We start from the raw sequence: 15,100 nt of genomic DNA on the forward strand, positions 1-15,100 counted from the left end.
CGACGCCATATACCCATTAAGAGGTATATGGTTGATTTGAAATAATTTTTTCTGGTGCGGCTAACCCGCTGATTATTCGGGCTTGCGGCGGGTCACCTGAATCGTGTTAGTTTTAAAACACAAAACCGGAAAAGGAGTCGGCAATGATGTCACCTAAGTGGATCAATAACGTGCGTTTACCCTGGCGGGATGGGTTATGGCAGATCGCCATCGCCGATGGCAAAATTGCCCGGCTCTCAGCCCAGCCGCAGCACGCTTCACCGGCGGATGAATCGCTGGACGGCGAGGGTGGCTTAGCCTGCGCGCCTTTTATTGAGCCGCATATTCATCTGGATACCACCCAGACCGCTGGCGAACCTGCGTGGAACCAGTCCGGTACGCTGTTTGAAGGCATTGAGCGCTGGGCTGAACGCAAAGCCATGCTCAGTCATGAAGATGTTAAGCGGCGGGCGATGCAGACGCTGAAGTGGCAGATTGCCAACGGCATTCAGTTTGTCCGTACTCATGTTGACGTTTCTGACCCGTCACTGACGGCGCTTAAAGCGATGCTGGAGCTAAAGGCGGAGATGGCGCCGTGGATCACTATCCAGATTGTTGCTTTTCCCCAGGAGGGTATTCTCTCTTATCCCAACGGTGAAGCGCTGCTGGAGGAGGCATTGCGGCTGGGCGCGGATGTGGTCGGCGCGATCCCGCATTACGAATTCACCCGTGAATATGGTGTTGAGTCGCTGCATAAAACTTTTGCGCTGGCTAACCGCTATGATCGGTTGATCGATGTTCACTGCGATGAGATCGATGATGAACAGTCGCGCTTTGTGGAAACCGTGGCGGCGCTGGCGCATCGCGATGGCAACGGCGTGCGCGTGACGGCCAGTCATACCACCGCGATGCACTCTTACAATGGCGCATATACCTCACGACTGTTTCGACTGCTTAAGCTGTCGGGCATTAATTTTGTCGCGAATCCGCTGGTCAATATTCACCTGCAGGGCCGCTTTGATACCTACCCTAAGCGGCGCGGCATTACGCGGGTGAAAGAGATGCTGGAGGCGGAGATTAACGTCTGTTTCGGCCACGACGATGTGTTCGATCCCTGGTATCCGCTGGGTACCGCCAGCATGCTGCAGGTGCTGCATATGGGCTTACACGTCTGTCAGTTGATGGGCTATGAGCAGATTGATGCGGGTCTGGATCTGATTACGCATAACAGCGCGAAGACGCTGCAGCTGTCAGGCTATGGCATTCAGACCGGCAACGATGCCAGCCTGATTATTCTGCCGGCAGAGAGTGGTTTTGATGCAGTAAGAAGACAGGTTCCGGTGCGCTACTCACTGCGTCGCGGCATTGTGGTGGCAGAGACAAAGCCCGCAGAAAGCGAGATTTACTGGCGGGAGCGGGAGCGGATAGACTTCCGGCGTTAAAGCAGGGCGGCGATCTATCGCCGCCCTGAATGATTAATGCGTAACGTGACCGTGCGAGCGATGTTTAGTGACCAGCCCCAGCAGGACACACATCACAAACACCACCGCGTAGAGGCCGTTAGCGGTGGCCAGCGCCGTGTGCACGCCGCTCTTCTCAACAATCGGCGCGGTCACCACGAAGGTCAGCATGGTGCCGACGGTGCCGCAGGTCAGAATGAAGTTCACCAGCTTCGGTGACGCCACTTTGGTCTGCAGCGAGCCGAGCGTGATGATGGTGGTGTAAATCGCGCTGGAGCTGAAGCCCAACACCATAATGATCCACTTCAGCATGCTGGCATCCTGGCTGCTGACGAACCAGTACATCAGCACGGTAGCCAGTCCCGCCAGCACCATCAGAATGCGTTGCAGATCGAAGAAGCGCAGCAGGAAGCTGAAGGCCCACATCCCCACCATATACGCGGTCCAGAAGCTGCCCACCAGTTGTCCGGCATCATTAATATTCATGCCCATGACTTTGGTGGCATATTCCGGCACCCAGGAGATAAAGCCAAGCTGGCCCAGAATGTAGCAGAGCGCCGCCACTGCCAGCAGCAGCACGCCCACACCCCATTTTTCTTTCTCAACTGTCGGGCTGTTTTCGGGCTTACGCAGCACCGGGAACTCGACAAACAGCGTCATGATGAAGATCGCGACGTAGATAAAGCCGATGCAGACGTAGACCCAGTACCACGGCAGCTGACGCGCAAGCAGAATCCCCGCCAGCACCGGAAACAGCGTGCCCGCCATGCTGAAGAAGGAGTCGGTAAACAGCAGGCGCGAACCGCGCTGGCGGCCTTCATACATATGGGTGATCAGGAAGGTGCCGATCGACATAGTAATGCCGCTGACCACGCCCAGCACAAACATACAGAGCGAGAAGACGGTCAGATCGCGGCTGGTCATCAACCCGATTATCGCCAGTACCATCAGGACGAAGCCGAAAATCAGCTGACGCTTCAGTGGCACAATCACCATCAGCCAGGCGTTCAGGAAAACCGCCGCCAGTATGCCGCTGTTGAGGAAGGTGAAGGTATTACTCATGCTGGAGATGGGGATCTGGAAATCTTTTGCGATATCGCCCATTACCATGCCGGTAACAATCACCAGCGCGCCGGTAAGCGCGTAGGAGAAGAAGCTTATCCAGGTGAGGCCAATACGATTACGGTTTGTCATGTTCTGAACCTGTTGAGAACCGGGTGCCAAAAAGTGTCAGAAAGTGTAAACGGAACCGTGATCTTAATAAACAACCAGTGAAACCAGAGATCCATATTTCATGTGTTGTGTGATTTTAATCACGTAATTGCCGGGGTTTAACGTTTGCTCCCCCCATTTGCTGCCACAGCGTAAATATAGGTAAAACGCTGGCTCCTGGAATAGAGTCTCTTTACAATCAATCACGTTTTTGTGCCCGCTCTCCCAGGTAAGGAATCTTTCATGTTTAAACGTACTTTAACAGCGGCCATCACCCTGTTAGCGCTCTCTTCCGTTTCCGCCCAGGCGCTGGCTGCAAAAGGTGACACCCACGTTCTGCTCACCACCTCCGCCGGCAATATCGAACTCGAACTGAATAACCAGAAAGCGCCGGTTTCTGTGAAAAACTTCGTTGATTACGTCAACAACGGTTTTTACAACAACACCATTTTTCACCGCGTGATCCCGGGCTTTATGGTGCAGGGTGGGGGCTTCACTACGGACATGCAGCAGAAGCAGACCAACGCGCCGATCAAGAATGAAGCGGATAATGGCCTGCGTAACCTGCGCGGCACGATTTCCATGGCGCGTACCGCCGATAAAGACAGTGCGACCAGCCAGTTCTTCCTCAACGTCGCGGATAATGCATTCCTTGATCACGGACAGCGCGATTTTGGCTATGCCGTATTTGGTAAGATTGTGAAAGGTCAGGATGTGGTTGAAAAAATTTCTCAGGTACCGACCAAAGATGTGGGTCCTTACCAGAATGTTCCATCCAAACCGGTAGTTATCCTCTCCGCCAAAGTCCTGCCTTAAGTCCGTTCGTCGCCATCTGCGGATGGCGACCGCCTGCCGCATCCGGCAAAGCCAGAATTTGCTCTTATACTTAGGGCAAAAACCTGAGCAGGAGGCGGCATGGCGAACAAACTCACCGAAAAACAGAAGGTCACCCTGTGGCGACAGCGGCGTAGCGCCAGCTATCAGGCCAGCTGTCGGCTGGAAGGCTTCTCGCCAAATGAAACCAGCGTAAACAGCGATGATGCGGCCGCACGTCTGGCGTCACTGAGGAGGCAATATGGACTCTAATACCGCCGTCAGCCAGGATCCCTACCTGTGGCAGCATGACAATGTGCTGAAAAACCTGCCCGATATTCACGATGCCGCGCAGCTACGTAAGGCGGAGCTGAGTTTTAGTGCGGCGCGTGCCGCCACGCTGGAGCTGGGCCCCCGTAATCCTGGACTGCCTTACCTGCGCCAGATCCACCGTACGCTGTTTCAGGACGTCTACAGCTGGGCTGGTGAACTGCGCACTATCGATATCTGGCGCGATGAGACGCCGTTCTGTCATTTCGAATATATCGAAAAGGAAGGTAACGCCCTGATGGCCGCGCTGGAGGAGGAGAAGGGACTCGTTGACCTGCCACGTGACGCGTTTATTGAGCGTGTTGCCCACTACTACTGCGAAATCAATATGTTGCATCCTTTCCGCCACGGCAACGGTCGGGCGCAGCGGATTTTCTTTGAACAGCTGGCGCTGCATGCCGGTTATCTGCTCTCCTGGGAAGAGACTGACGCTGAAAGCTGGAAAGCGGCGAATCAGGCTGGTGTGGCCGGAGACCTGACTCTGCTGGAGCAGGTATTCGCGAAAGTGGTGAGCGAGGCGGCTTAACCGCGTAGAATAGCGGCGCGGGTAATTATTCTGGACTGGCCATGCTGCTGCTTATCGACAATTACGACTCCTTTACCTGGAATCTTTATCAATATTTCTGCGAGCTGGGCGCGCAGGTTCAGGTGGTGCGCAATGATGCCATCACGCTGGAGCAGATGGCGGCGTTACCGCTGACTCATCTGGTGATCTCCCCTGGTCCCTGTACGCCGTCGGAGTCAGGCATTTCGCTGGCGGCGATCCGGCATTTCGCCGGTCAGCTGCCGGTGCTGGGCGTCTGCCTGGGCCATCAGGCAATTGCGCAGGCGTATGGCGCGCAGGTCGTGCGCGCGCGTCAGGTGATGCACGGCAAAACCTCTGCGATTCAGCACACCGGACAGGGCGTGTTCCGCACTCTGAATAATCCACTGACCGTGACCCGCTACCATTCGCTGATTGTACAGCGCGACTCCCTGCCAGATGCCTTCGAGGTGACTGCCTGGACGGTGCGTGACGGCGAGCCTGACGAAATTATGGGATTCCGCCATAAAACCCTGGCGCTGGAAGGCGTGCAGTTCCATCCCGAAAGCATTCTCAGCGAGCAGGGACATCAGCTGCTGCGCAATTTCCTTGAGCAATAAGTTGCCTTTGAGTGATTTTTTATGCATATTTTGTGATTATTATTTCAAAGTTGCACATCAATCATCTAAATGGGGTCATCAATGGCAGCGGAAAAAATTGCGGTCACGCGGGAGACGTTCGATAACGTTATTTTGCCTGTTTATGCACCTGCGCAGTTCGTGCCGGTAAAAGGCAAGGGCAGTCGTGTATGGGATCAGCAGGGCAAAGAGTATATCGATTTCTCAGGTGGTATCGCCGTCACCGCACTTGGACACTGCCATCCTGCGCTGGTCGAGACGCTGAAAAGTCAGGGCGAGACGCTGTGGCACACCAGCAACGTCTTCACCAACGAACCGGCGCTGCGTCTTGCCAGTAAGTTAATTCAGGCGACCTTTGCCGAGCGGGTCTTCTTCGCTAACTCCGGGGCCGAAGCCAACGAGGCCGCCTTTAAGCTGGCGCGCTACTACGCCTGCAAACGTCACAGCCCATTCAAAAGTAAGATTATCGCCTTTCATAACGCCTTTCATGGCCGGACGCTGTTTACCGTCACGGTCGGCGGACAGCCAAAATATTCTGATGGGTTCGGGCCTAAACCGGCGGATATCGTCCATGTGCCGTTCAATGATCTGAACGCAGTAAAAGCGGTCATTGACGATCATACCTGCGCCATTGTGGTTGAACCGATTCAGGGTGAGGGCGGCGTCGTGCCCGCAACGCAGGAATTTATGCAGGGACTGCGTGAGCTTTGCGATCAGCACCAGGCGCTGCTGGTGCTGGATGAAGTGCAGAGCGGCATGGGGCGCAGCGGCAAGCTATTCGCCTATGAGCATTATGGCATCCAGCCCGATATTCTGACCTCAGCCAAAGCGCTGGGCGGCGGTTTCCCGGTCAGCGCCATGCTGACCACTAACGAGATCGCCTCGACCATGGCGCCGGGCGTGCATGGCACCACCTATGGCGGCAATCCACTCGCCTGCGCCATCGCCGAAACTGCGCTCGATATTATCAATACGCCGGAGGTGCTGGCAGGCGTTGAGACACGTCGTCAGCACTTTGTCACGGCGCTGCAGGCCATCGATGCGAAGTATGATCTCTTCAGCGATATTCGCGGCAAGGGTCTGCTGATTGGCGCGGCGCTGAAACCGCAGCATGCCGGTAAAGCACGCGATATCCTGAATGCCGCGGCCGCAGAAGGCGTGATGGTGCTGGTTGCCGGCACCGACGTGATGCGTTTTGCCCCGTCACTGATCATTGAGCCTGCCGATATCGAAGAGGGCATGAGCCGCTTCGCCACGGCCGTCGGCAACGTGCTCAACGGCTAGCTTAGTTTTTACGTAAGCGTCTGATCAGCCAGCGGCCATGTTGCGGCCGCTGGTTCCACGCCAGCGATGAAATGGTGTACATCACGCTCAGATGATCGAGAATGCGCCGCACATGCTGCTCCACCACCGTGATCGGTCCCTCACTGATGTTCTCCAGCTCATCCAGCAGGTTAACCTGTGAGCTTTCACCATCATATTCCAGCCGCTGCTGACACCGCTGCAGCGCGATTTCACAGGATTGCAGGTAACGCTCAGCCAGCGAGGCAGTGAGCATGGTGTGCTCCCGCGCCAGAATCGTCATAGCGTTGATATGCTCGACGATAAACTGACTGTGCGTGACCCAAAGCCGCATATCACTCAGATAGCGGGAGTTGAACGCGGGTTCCTGCATCGCCTGATTCAGTGAGTTAAACAGCGCATTGTGTGCCTGATTGACCTTCACCCGCTGATAAGCCAGTTTCTCTGGTGACTGTTCGTCACCCAGCAACAGCCGCAGCGCATCCTGATAGGTTTCCAGTGCGTCATGGGCGTTCTGCCGCAGCAAGCCGCTCTGCCACTGCGGCCACAGCCAGAGCATCCCGCCAAAGGCGATCAGACAACCCATCAGCGTATCCATGAGTCGCGGCAGCAGAAACTGCGCGCCATTCAGCGACAGCAATTGCAGCGAGTAAACCGCCGTGACCGTAAAGCCAATCATCGACCAGCCATAAAACTGGCGGGTAAAGCGATAGCTGATAAAGGTAATTGCCAGCATGATCAGCAGCACCAGCGACTCCGGCACCGCCATGCGCAGCGTGGCGGCCGCGATCACCAGACCGGCAAAAGTGCCCAGCGCCCGGTGCTGAATGCGGACACGGGTAGCGCTGTAGCCGTTCTGGCTGACGAACATGATGGTCATCAGGATCCAGTAGGGTTTGGGGATGTTGAAGAACAGCGCCAGCGCGCTGCCCAGCATCAGCATTACCGCAAAGCGGCCGGCAGTGCGCAGGGCCGATGAACGAAAAGAGAGATAACTGCGCAGCGCCGGTAACAGCGGCAGACGGCGCTGGCGGTCAGCCATCAGATCGCGCTGATAAAGGGGTTTCTGGGTGCGCAGGACCCGCGCGATGCGGTTGAAGTGGTAAAGACAGAAGTTACCCACCGGATTGTCGGGATGCTGATGGGCGATTTTCTCCAGCGCGCCGAGCTGTTTATCCATCGCAAAGCGATCGGGTAGCTGGTGATAGAGAATGTTATCCGCCAGCACCCGCAACCGGGCCGAGATGGTTTTGGCATTCCAGCGGATCACCGCTTCGGCGTGGCTCTGTTCGACCAGCTTCTGCACCTCTTCCGGCCGATGCAGGCTGACCGAGATATGTTCCTGCAGATCCAGCGCCACCTGAAAGGCGCGCGTCAGCCGTTTATGGCTGTGATCGCGGCTTGCCGACAGCATATGCATCTGCTGATAACAGGTGTTAATCAGATCGACCACTTTCTGCTGGCGAGCCAGCAGCGGCGGCAGCGCCTTTTCCGGATCGGTCAGCTGCGTCAGCAGGGTATATTTTGCGTCGCAGTAGTTAGCCAGCTCGCGGTAGATCAGGCTCAGGCTTTCGCGCATTGGCTGCTCTTTCCACAGCCAGAACCAGAACCAGTTAAAGAGCCCGTACCATAGCGTGCCGCCGATATAGAGCAGCGGGGGAACATAGATTGGCATGCGGCCAATCAGGCTCAGGGTAAAGATGGCGGCAATCAGGGTGCCGGGCAGCAGACGGCCATGCAGCGGGCTGATCTCCCCGGTAACGCCGAGCAATAAGGGCATGGCAAACAGGATCAGCGGCAGCGGAATAGCATGCAGGGTGAGCCACTGCATCAGAAAGCTGCCGAGGGCAAACAGGCTGCCGCCAACAATCAGGCGTTTGAAGAAGCGTTTATGCGGGGTATCCAGACCGGCGATGTTGCAGCAGGCGGGCACTAATGAGAACAGCAGACCTTTTTGCAGGTCGCCAGCCAGCCAGCCCAGCGCCACTGGCAGACAGAGCACCAGCGTTTGCCGCAAGGCGTAGTTAACTTCAGGATGGTAAATAATTCGACGCCACATCGGCCCAACACAAACAATAACGGCGTGATGTTGCCATCACGCCGTGGGTGACAGGAATTAGCGGGTGCCGTAAACGACGATGGTTTTGCCGTGTGCGGAGATCAGGTTCTGATCTTCCAGCATCTTCAAAATACGGCCCACGGTTTCACGTGAACAACCAACAATCTGGCCAATTTCCTGACGAGTGATTTTAATTTGCATGCCGTCGGGATGCGTCATGGCATCTGGCTGCTTCGCCAGGTTGAGCAGGGTCTGTGCAATGCGTCCGGTTACGTCGAGGAAAGCGAGGTTACCCACTTTTTCAGACGTCACCTGCAGGCGACGCGCCATCTGCGATGAGAGTCGCATCAGGATGTCAGGGTTAACCTGGATCAGCTGACGGAATTTCTTGTAAGAAATTTCCGCCACTTCGCACGCGCTTTTCGCACGTACCCAGGCGCTGCGCTCCTGGCCTTCTTCGAACAGGCCAAGTTCACCAATAAAATCGCCCTGATTCAGGTAGGAAAGAATCATCTCTTTGCCTTCTTCATCTTTAATCAGAACCGCAACGGAACCTTTCACGATGTAGTAAAGCGTTTCTGCTTTTTCACCTTGGTGAATCAGCGTACTTTTGGATGGATACTTGTGAATATGGCAATGGGACAGGAACCATTCGAGTGTAGGGTCTGTTTGCGGTTTGCCGAGAACCATTCGCTATTATCCTCTGTTGTAATCGTGCCCAAAATACAGGGGGCAGTTTTCCCTGTCAGGCGGTGAAAGCTTCAAGCGTTTCCATTTCAGGAAATTATTCGGGCCGCATCAGGCGCAGTGCGCATCATCCTTCCCGGCTTCGTCATCGGGTGACGAAAAATATTTTCAGCACTGTTTGTAGCACAGCTTTTGCCGACTGTCTTCTGTTGTCTCGCTTCAGCTACGGGCGGATTTCTCTGGATTGCTGTTTACCAGGCGAAAGCGTACTCTGGCGACAAAACAGCGTATTCCGGAGCAAAAATCATGCAGGCAAGAGTGAAATGGGTAGAAGGGCTGACATTCCTCGGAGAATCCTCATCCGGCCATCAGATACTGATGGATGGAAATTCGGGTGATAAAGCGCCCAGCCCAATGGAGATGGTGCTGATGGCGGCGGGCGGATGCAGCGCGATTGACGTGGTATCAATTCTGCAAAAAGGCCGAAACGATGTGGCTGATTGTGAAGTAAAACTGACCTCAGAACGTCGTGAAGAGGCGCCGCGAATCTTTACGCACATCAACCTGCATTTTATCGTGAGTGGCAAAGCCCTCCAGGATAAAGCGGTCTCACGTGCTGTGGATCTTTCTGCTGAAAAATATTGCTCTGTGGCCATCATGCTGGGTAAAGGCGTCAATATTACGCATAGCTATGAAGTGATCGAACTTTAGTACCCGCAGGGGTTATTGCAGACCTGCTAACTTCACTTCCAGTATCTGATGCAGGTTGCTTTAGGACTGTGCCTGGGCCGGGAATCCGCTTTGATACTGTGCCTGCGTATTGAACAGGGTCAGAGCGGTTTGTGTCGGTCCGCTGTCAGACTGTGCCTGCGCTGGGAACCGGGTCAGATCGGAAAGTCGCTTAAGCCAATCCCTGGCCGCTCGGCCCGCGCCGTCCCTGGCGCGGGACGCTTTCCTCTTCTGACCCGGTTCCCTGCGTGTTAAGCTTTTTCGCTGCTGTCATATTCATCCTGCATTGGCATTGGCATTGGCATTGGCATTAGTCTGGAAAGGCCCTTTTGGCCTCTTACTCTATTCGTTTGCCTTCCATCAGCCCCTTCACCAGCGGACCCATGATCAACTCCATCGCCAGACCCATTTTGCCGCCAGGCACCACCAGCGTATTGATGTGCGAGATAAACGAGCCCTGCAGCATCGCCAGCAGGTAGGGGAGGTCGATATCTTCCAGCGCCTGGAAGTGGATCACCACAAAGCTCTCATCCAGTGACGGAATAGCGCGGGCAGCGAACGGGTTTGAGGTATCGACCGTCGGGACGCGCTGAAAGTTGAGGTGAGTGCGTGAGAACTGTGGTGTGATGAAGTTGATGTAATCTTCCATCGAGCGCACTACCGAATCCATGACCGCTTCACGTGAATGGCCGCGCTCGCCAGTGTCGCGCACCAGCTTCTGTATCCACTCCAGGTTCACAATCGGCACCACGCCAACCAGCAGATCAACCTGTTCTGCTACGTTGTGCTGCGCCGTTACCACGCCGCCGTGCAGCCCTTCGTAGAAGAGAATATCGGTGTTCTGCGGCAGCGGTTGCCACGGCGTAAAGGTGCCGGGCACCTGATTCCACGGCACTGCTTCATCATAGGTATGCAGATATTTACGCGACTGGCCCTGTCCGCTCTGACCATACTCTTTAAAGCTCTGCTCCAGCAGGCCAAAGTCATTGGCTTCCGGGCCGAAGTAGCTGACATGACGTCCTAAATCGCGCGCCTTACGAATCGCCATATCCATTTCAGGGCGGGTAAAGCGGTGAAAACTGTCACCTTCCAGCTCCGCCGCATGAAGATCGAGCTGCTGAAAGATTTTGCGAAACGCCACGCTGGTGGTGGTGGTCCCTGCGCCGCTGGAACCAGTCACCGCGATAATGGGATGACGTGCAGACATAGAAAAGCTCCCTGTGAGGTCGGGCAATAGGCATTGTTAACACGAAATGCCGTTGGGTGCATCAGCCACGAAATTCTTTGCGCGGCATGATATTGACCGATTCGTGCAGTTCCGACCACACCAGTACCACTTCACCCGTTTCCAGCTGACGTCGCACATCGGCCACCTTGTCGATCAGGCTGCGTTCCTGCTCGCCATAGTCCGTGCCTTCGCGCAGCACAAAGGTTTCAATCAGATTTTCAAGGGTCTCAGGTGAGACCTGTTGCCAGGGAATAATCACGAGTTCAGTTATCCAGAAAAGGGGCGATCCACTGGGGGATACGCTGTTCCAGCCACATTTCAGGCTGGCGTAATGTCCCACCAACAAAACCTACATGGCCGCCGTGTGGTGTCAGTTGATAAGTAATAGTGGCAGATAATTGGCTGCTGTGCGGGATCACCTCATCACTCATAAAAGGATCATCTTTGGCGTGAATGATCAGCAGCGGTTTCTCTGCGTGCTTCAGCCAGGGCATGGCGCTGGCACGATGATAGTAATCGGCCGCATCCAGAAAACCGTGGGCGCGGGCGGTAATGGCATCATCAAAGTCGCGCAGTCGCCGTAGCGCTTTCAGCTGCGCCAGATTGACCGGCAGCGTATCCGGCCAGGCGTGCAGTTTGCGGCGGGCATTTTTCTTGAGCTGCGCCAGCAAATAGTATTGATAGACGCGTGAGAAGCCGCGTTCCAGTTTTACGCTACAGGGCTCCAGCAGCAGCGGAGCGGAGACAATGACGCCCGCGTCTACCTCAGCGGCTGCGCCCTGCTGGCCCAGCAGGCAGCCCAGCATGTTACCGCCCAGCGAGAAACCGACCGCGGCGGTGGGCACGCGGCCCCAGCGGGTGCGCAGCCAGTGCAGAAAAAAGCGGGCATCTTCGGTTTCGCCGGAGTGATAGATGCGGTTGAGCCGATTCGGTTCGCCGCTGCAGCCGCGAAAATGCATCACCACCGCCAGCCAGCCGCGCGCATGGCAGATCGCCATCAGTCCATGAATATAGGGGCTATGAAAACTGCCTTCCAGCCCATGAAACAGCACCACGCGCGGTTTATGCTGCGCGAACTGCGGATCTTCACTCCAGGCGAGATCGACGAAGTCGCCATCCGGCAGGTCGAGACGTTGCCAGTGGGGATCGCCCGTGATACGACGACGTAGCAGGCGCGGCAGCAGGGTCTGCAGGTGCGCGTTACGCAGACTCTCAGGAGGCGTGAAGTGCTCGTTTTCCGGTCCGGTAAATTTCATGTGGTAAAAGCTTGTCTGTTCCATATCACACTGTTAGCTTCGATAAGTTTTTTCTTGCAGGGTAAGGAGTACCCGATTGCCATGGAACTGAGTCTTTTCTTATCAATGTTGGGATTTCTTTGGGTCGCGGCCATTACGCCCGGGCCTAATAATATGTTACTCACCGCCTCGGGCGCTAATTTTGGCTTTATGCGCACCATTCCGCTGATGATTGGCATCATGATCGGAATGCAGGTGATGCTGCTGATGGTGGCCTTTGGCGTCGGCGGGCTGATCCTGCTCTATCCTTCGCTGCACCTGGTGCTGAAAATCGCCGGTAGCCTCTATCTGCTCTGGCTGGCATGGAAAATCGCTACTGCCAGTTATGAGAAGCTGGAAACCGATCAGGCGCCGGATGCGCCGATGCCCTTCTGGCAGGGCGGATTGTTGCAGTTGATCAATCCCAAGGCCTGGCTGATGGCGCTGGGCGCGGTCGCCAGCTTCAGCCTGGCCGGTGACGCATATCGCCATTCAGTGATGGCGATAAGCATCGGCATGTTTCTGGTTAATCTGGTATCGGGTGTTATCTGGATGGGATTTGGTGCGATGATCGGCCGCATTCTGCGCAGCCGTCGCGCCTGGAAAATTTTTAACCTCGCCATGGGGCTGCTGACCGCCGCCTGCGTGCTGTTAATCTGGCACTAAATTAGCTGGATGCGCGTTCAACGCGCGTCCAGGGCAGCACCTCGCGGATGACTGGCGCATTAGGATTGCGGATCTTCTGCAGCAGCAATTGCACGCTACGCGCGCCCAGCTGGTTCATCGGCTGCTCGATGGTCGTCAGCGGCGGATTCAGGCTGCGGGTAAACGACACGCCATCAAACCCGACCACCGCCAGATCTTCCGGCACGCGCAGACCCGCTTCCAGCGCCGCATGCACCACGCCTACCGCCAGCACATCTGAAACCGCAAACACCGCATCCGGCGGTTCCGGCAGCGCCATCAACTCCCTCAGCCCCTGACTGCCCGCCTCACAGGAGATTTCGTAAGTGTAGGAGACGCCGGACCACGCATACCCCAGCTCCTCAATCGCCTGCCGGTAGCCCTTTTCACGATGATGTGAGTAAAGGTAACGCATGTCGCCATTGATCAGCCCGATGCGTTTACGCCCTTTACCGGCAAGGTAATGGACGGTGTCGCGCGCGGCTTCAAGGTGATCAATGCTGACCGAGGAGGCGGGAATATCCGGATCAAATTCGCAGCACTGCACCCAGGGCGCCCCGGCAATGAGCGCCTGCAAATCCTGTAAACCGGAGGCCGCATCCATCGTAATCACGCCATCGACCACTTTTCCGGTCAGCAGGGAGAGATAAGCGGCTTCACGCTGGAGCTGCGAGGCGGAGTTACAGAGCAGGATGTGATAGCCGTGCAGTTCCGCTTCGGCCTCGATGCCCTGAACCACGCGTGAACAGAAGGGATTGGTGATATCCGAGATCAGCACCAGCAGCATGTTGCTTTGCGACGTACGCAGCTGACGCGCCAGTAAGTTGGGCTGATAGTCGCAGGCAGAGATTGCCGCCAGAACTTTCTCACGCGTATCGGGCTTCACGCCGGGATGCGCGTTGAGAACCCGCGATACCGTGGCTTTGGAGACGCCAGCCAGCTGAGCGACTTTCTCGATCGACATCGGATTCAGAAACCTTAACAGGCAATAATTGGGAACGCATATGAATAGCACAGGGACAATGTGAGCGCCTGACATTTTTGCTTACTTTAGCTATTTTCAGCATTTGCGATTTTTGACTTTGTTTTGCAGATAGTGATCTAAGAACTTATTTCTATTAGGGATAATTTTTAATTCCTTTATGAAACTATAGCGCGCAGAGACACTGCCTCCACTATAAAAACGGTGGGGTAGTGATCATGGCAGCAACACGTTTAACTTTTTTAGCCGCAGCGCTGGCGCTGCTGGCGTTTCGGGCTGATGCGGTCAATGTCACCGTGGCTTACCAGACCTCGGCTGAGCCGGCGAAAGTGGCGCAGGCTGACAACAGCTTTGCGAAAGAAAGCGGGGCCAGCGTTGACTGGCGCAAATTTGACAGCGGCGCCGGGGTATTACGTGCGATGGCGTCCGGTGACGTCCAGATTGGCAATATCGGTTCCAGCCCGTTAGCGGTCGCGGCGGCGCAGAAGCTGCCGATTGAAGCCTTTTTACTCGCCTCTCAGCTGGGCAACTCTGAAGCGCTGGTGGTGAAGAAGAACATCACTACGCCCAAAGATTTAATTGGCAAACGCATCGCGGTGCCGTTCATCTCTACCACCCACTACAGCCTGCTGGCTGCGCTGAAACACTGGGGCATCAAACCGTCACAGGTACAGCTGGTCAATCTGCAGCCGCCAGCGATTATTGCTGCCTGGCAGCGTGGCGACATTGATGGCGCTTACGTCTGGGCACCGGCGGTTAATGAGCTGGAAAAAGAGGGCAAGGTGTTAACCGACTCTGCGGAAGTGGGAAGCTGGGGATCGCCGACGCTGGATGTCTGGGTCGTACGCAAAGATTTTGCTCAGCAGCATCCGGAGATCGTGACTGCTTTTGCCCGCAGCGCGCTTGACGCGCAGCAGGCCTACCTGAACAGCCCCGACAGCTGGCTGAAGCAGTCCGATAACCTCAGCAAACTCTCTCGCCTCAGCGGTGTGCCGGAAGCACAGGTGCCCGGTCTGGTGAAGGGCAATACCTACCTCACGGCGCAGCAGCAGGTTGAGCAACTGGGCAAACCGGTCAATAAAGCGATCGTCGATACCGCGCAGTTTCTGAAAGCACAGGGCCGGGTGCCGCAGGCGGATAACGACTACAGCAGCTATGTGACCTCCCGTTTCGTCGAGCCATTAGTTAAACCTTAAGGAG

16 protein-coding genes are annotated in these 15,100 nt (G+C 55.8%); 9 read left to right on the forward strand and 7 right to left on the reverse strand.

The genetic code is table 11. From position 1 onward, the window contains the following. The first annotated feature begins 143 nt into the window (after nucleotides 1-143). Entirely contained in the window at nucleotides 144-1,421 is a 1,278-nt protein-coding gene (locus HFD87_RS14805) for a cytosine deaminase (RefSeq protein WP_060681196.1), read from the forward strand. A 33-nt stretch (nucleotides 1,422-1,454) separates the two neighbouring features. Here HFD87_RS14805 and tsgA read toward each other — a convergent pair whose 3' ends face one another. After that, complete coding sequence (tsgA, locus tag HFD87_RS14810; protein ID WP_031593897.1) at nucleotides 1,455-2,633, reverse strand: MFS transporter TsgA; 1,179 nt, start codon at nucleotides 2,631-2,633, stop codon at nucleotides 1,455-1,457. 261 nt (nucleotides 2,634-2,894) lie between these two features. Between tsgA and ppiA the strand changes: the two genes are divergently transcribed. The 5 genes from ppiA to HFD87_RS14835 all read left to right on the forward strand — a co-directional run bounded on the left by ppiA (nucleotide 2,895) and on the right by HFD87_RS14835 (nucleotide 6,239). Beyond that, complete coding sequence (ppiA, locus tag HFD87_RS14815; protein ID WP_003852970.1) at nucleotides 2,895-3,467, forward strand: peptidylprolyl isomerase A; 573 nt, start codon at nucleotides 2,895-2,897, stop codon at nucleotides 3,465-3,467. 99 nt (nucleotides 3,468-3,566) lie between these two features. After that, on the forward strand, nucleotides 3,567-3,737 hold the full coding sequence (locus tag HFD87_RS14820) for a YhfG family protein (RefSeq protein ID WP_010253095.1): 171 nt from the start codon (nucleotides 3,567-3,569) through the stop codon (nucleotides 3,735-3,737). Beyond that, the gene (locus HFD87_RS14825; protein ID WP_010253092.1) at nucleotides 3,727-4,320 is read left to right on the forward strand and encodes a putative adenosine monophosphate-protein transferase Fic; all 594 of its coding nucleotides are present in this window, start codon (nucleotides 3,727-3,729) and stop codon (nucleotides 4,318-4,320) included. Before HFD87_RS14820 ends, HFD87_RS14825 begins: the two co-directional genes overlap by 11 nt. A gap of 41 nt (nucleotides 4,321-4,361) precedes the next feature. Beyond that, complete coding sequence (locus HFD87_RS14830) at nucleotides 4,362-4,937, forward strand: aminodeoxychorismate/anthranilate synthase component II (RefSeq protein ID WP_033758980.1); 576 nt, start codon at nucleotides 4,362-4,364, stop codon at nucleotides 4,935-4,937. Nucleotides 4,938-5,018: 81 nt separating this feature from the next. Next, on the forward strand, nucleotides 5,019-6,239 hold the full coding sequence (locus HFD87_RS14835; RefSeq protein WP_022624054.1) for an aspartate aminotransferase family protein: 1,221 nt from the start codon (nucleotides 5,019-5,021) through the stop codon (nucleotides 6,237-6,239). Between the two features lies 1 nt (nucleotide 6,240). Here HFD87_RS14835 and HFD87_RS14840 read toward each other — a convergent pair whose 3' ends face one another. Together HFD87_RS14840 and crp are read right to left on the reverse strand one after the other, a co-directional pair. After that, on the reverse strand, nucleotides 6,241-8,316 hold the full coding sequence (locus HFD87_RS14840; RefSeq protein WP_010253083.1) for a YccS/YhfK family putative transporter: 2,076 nt from the start codon (nucleotides 8,314-8,316) through the stop codon (nucleotides 6,241-6,243). Between the two features lie 57 nt (nucleotides 8,317-8,373). After that, nucleotides 8,374-9,006 carry a cAMP-activated global transcriptional regulator CRP gene (crp, locus tag HFD87_RS14845; RefSeq protein WP_003852956.1) on the reverse strand — a complete coding sequence of 211 codons (633 nt, stop codon included), beginning with the start codon at nucleotides 9,004-9,006 and terminating at the stop codon, nucleotides 8,374-8,376. A gap of 303 nt (nucleotides 9,007-9,309) precedes the next feature. Between crp and HFD87_RS14850 the strand changes: the two genes are divergently transcribed. Then, entirely contained in the window at nucleotides 9,310-9,714 is a 405-nt protein-coding gene (locus tag HFD87_RS14850) for an OsmC family protein (RefSeq protein ID WP_010253071.1), read from the forward strand. Between the two features lie 355 nt (nucleotides 9,715-10,069). On the opposite strand, the gene HFD87_RS14855 is transcribed toward HFD87_RS14850, so the two are convergent. The 3 genes from HFD87_RS14855 to HFD87_RS14865 all read right to left on the reverse strand — a co-directional run bounded on the left by HFD87_RS14855 (nucleotide 10,070) and on the right by HFD87_RS14865 (nucleotide 12,240). Beyond that, nucleotides 10,070-10,939, reverse strand: coding sequence for a phosphoribulokinase (locus HFD87_RS14855; protein WP_167423600.1), 870 nt, complete (start codon nucleotides 10,937-10,939; stop codon nucleotides 10,070-10,072). A 61-nt stretch (nucleotides 10,940-11,000) separates the two neighbouring features. After that, on the reverse strand, nucleotides 11,001-11,219 hold the full coding sequence (locus HFD87_RS14860; RefSeq protein WP_010253066.1) for a YheU family protein: 219 nt from the start codon (nucleotides 11,217-11,219) through the stop codon (nucleotides 11,001-11,003). Between the two features lie 4 nt (nucleotides 11,220-11,223). Then, complete coding sequence (locus tag HFD87_RS14865) at nucleotides 11,224-12,240, reverse strand: hydrolase (protein ID WP_033772981.1); 1,017 nt, start codon at nucleotides 12,238-12,240, stop codon at nucleotides 11,224-11,226. Between the two features lie 57 nt (nucleotides 12,241-12,297). On the opposite strand from HFD87_RS14865, the gene HFD87_RS14870 reads away from it, so the two are divergent. Beyond that, entirely contained in the window at nucleotides 12,298-12,900 is a 603-nt protein-coding gene (locus tag HFD87_RS14870; protein ID WP_010671578.1) for a LysE family translocator, read from the forward strand. A gap of 1 nt (nucleotide 12,901) precedes the next feature. Here HFD87_RS14870 and HFD87_RS14875 read toward each other — a convergent pair whose 3' ends face one another. Further along, nucleotides 12,902-13,882 (reverse strand): LacI family DNA-binding transcriptional regulator, encoded by a 981-nt coding sequence (locus HFD87_RS14875; protein ID WP_010253055.1) that lies wholly within the window; start codon nucleotides 13,880-13,882, stop codon nucleotides 12,902-12,904. A gap of 236 nt (nucleotides 13,883-14,118) precedes the next feature. Between HFD87_RS14875 and tauA the strand changes: the two genes are divergently transcribed. Continuing rightward, complete coding sequence (gene tauA / locus HFD87_RS14880; RefSeq protein WP_010253052.1) at nucleotides 14,119-15,096, forward strand: taurine ABC transporter substrate-binding protein; 978 nt, start codon at nucleotides 14,119-14,121, stop codon at nucleotides 15,094-15,096. Nucleotides 15,097-15,100 lie beyond the last annotated feature (4 nt).

Origin of the sequence: Pantoea sp. EKM21T, assembly GCF_011800405.1 — a bacterium.
Taxonomy (GTDB): Bacteria; Pseudomonadota; Gammaproteobacteria; order Enterobacterales; family Enterobacteriaceae; genus Pantoea; species Pantoea agglomerans.

Excerpts from the sequence above, each read along its gene's own strand:
- HFD87_RS14875 (WP_010253055.1), bottom strand. The coding sequence starts at position 13,882 with ATGTCGATCGAGAAAGTCGCTCAGCTGGCTGGCGTCTCCAAAGCCACG.
- tsgA (WP_031593897.1), bottom strand. The coding sequence starts at position 2,633 with ATGACAAACCGTAATCGTATTGGCCTCACCTGGATAAGCTTCTTCTCC.
- HFD87_RS14820 (WP_010253095.1), top strand. The coding sequence starts at position 3,567 with ATGGCGAACAAACTCACCGAAAAACAGAAGGTCACCCTGTGGCGACAG.
- HFD87_RS14825 (WP_010253092.1), top strand. The coding sequence starts at position 3,727 with ATGGACTCTAATACCGCCGTCAGCCAGGATCCCTACCTGTGGCAGCAT.
- HFD87_RS14830 (WP_033758980.1), top strand. The coding sequence starts at position 4,362 with ATGCTGCTGCTTATCGACAATTACGACTCCTTTACCTGGAATCTTTAT.
- crp (WP_003852956.1), bottom strand. The coding sequence starts at position 9,006 with ATGGTTCTCGGCAAACCGCAAACAGACCCTACACTCGAATGGTTCCTG.
- HFD87_RS14855 (WP_167423600.1), bottom strand. The coding sequence starts at position 10,939 with ATGTCTGCACGTCATCCCATTATCGCGGTGACTGGTTCCAGCGGCGCA.
- HFD87_RS14870 (WP_010671578.1), top strand. The coding sequence starts at position 12,298 with ATGGAACTGAGTCTTTTCTTATCAATGTTGGGATTTCTTTGGGTCGCG.
- ppiA (WP_003852970.1), top strand. The coding sequence starts at position 2,895 with ATGTTTAAACGTACTTTAACAGCGGCCATCACCCTGTTAGCGCTCTCT.
- HFD87_RS14835 (WP_022624054.1), top strand. The coding sequence starts at position 5,019 with ATGGCAGCGGAAAAAATTGCGGTCACGCGGGAGACGTTCGATAACGTT.
- HFD87_RS14840 (WP_010253083.1), bottom strand. The coding sequence starts at position 8,316 with ATGTGGCGTCGAATTATTTACCATCCTGAAGTTAACTACGCCTTGCGG.
- tauA (WP_010253052.1), top strand. The coding sequence starts at position 14,119 with ATGGCAGCAACACGTTTAACTTTTTTAGCCGCAGCGCTGGCGCTGCTG.
- HFD87_RS14865 (WP_033772981.1), bottom strand. The coding sequence starts at position 12,240 with ATGGAACAGACAAGCTTTTACCACATGAAATTTACCGGACCGGAAAAC.
- HFD87_RS14805 (WP_060681196.1), top strand. The coding sequence starts at position 144 with ATGATGTCACCTAAGTGGATCAATAACGTGCGTTTACCCTGGCGGGAT.
- HFD87_RS14850 (WP_010253071.1), top strand. The coding sequence starts at position 9,310 with ATGCAGGCAAGAGTGAAATGGGTAGAAGGGCTGACATTCCTCGGAGAA.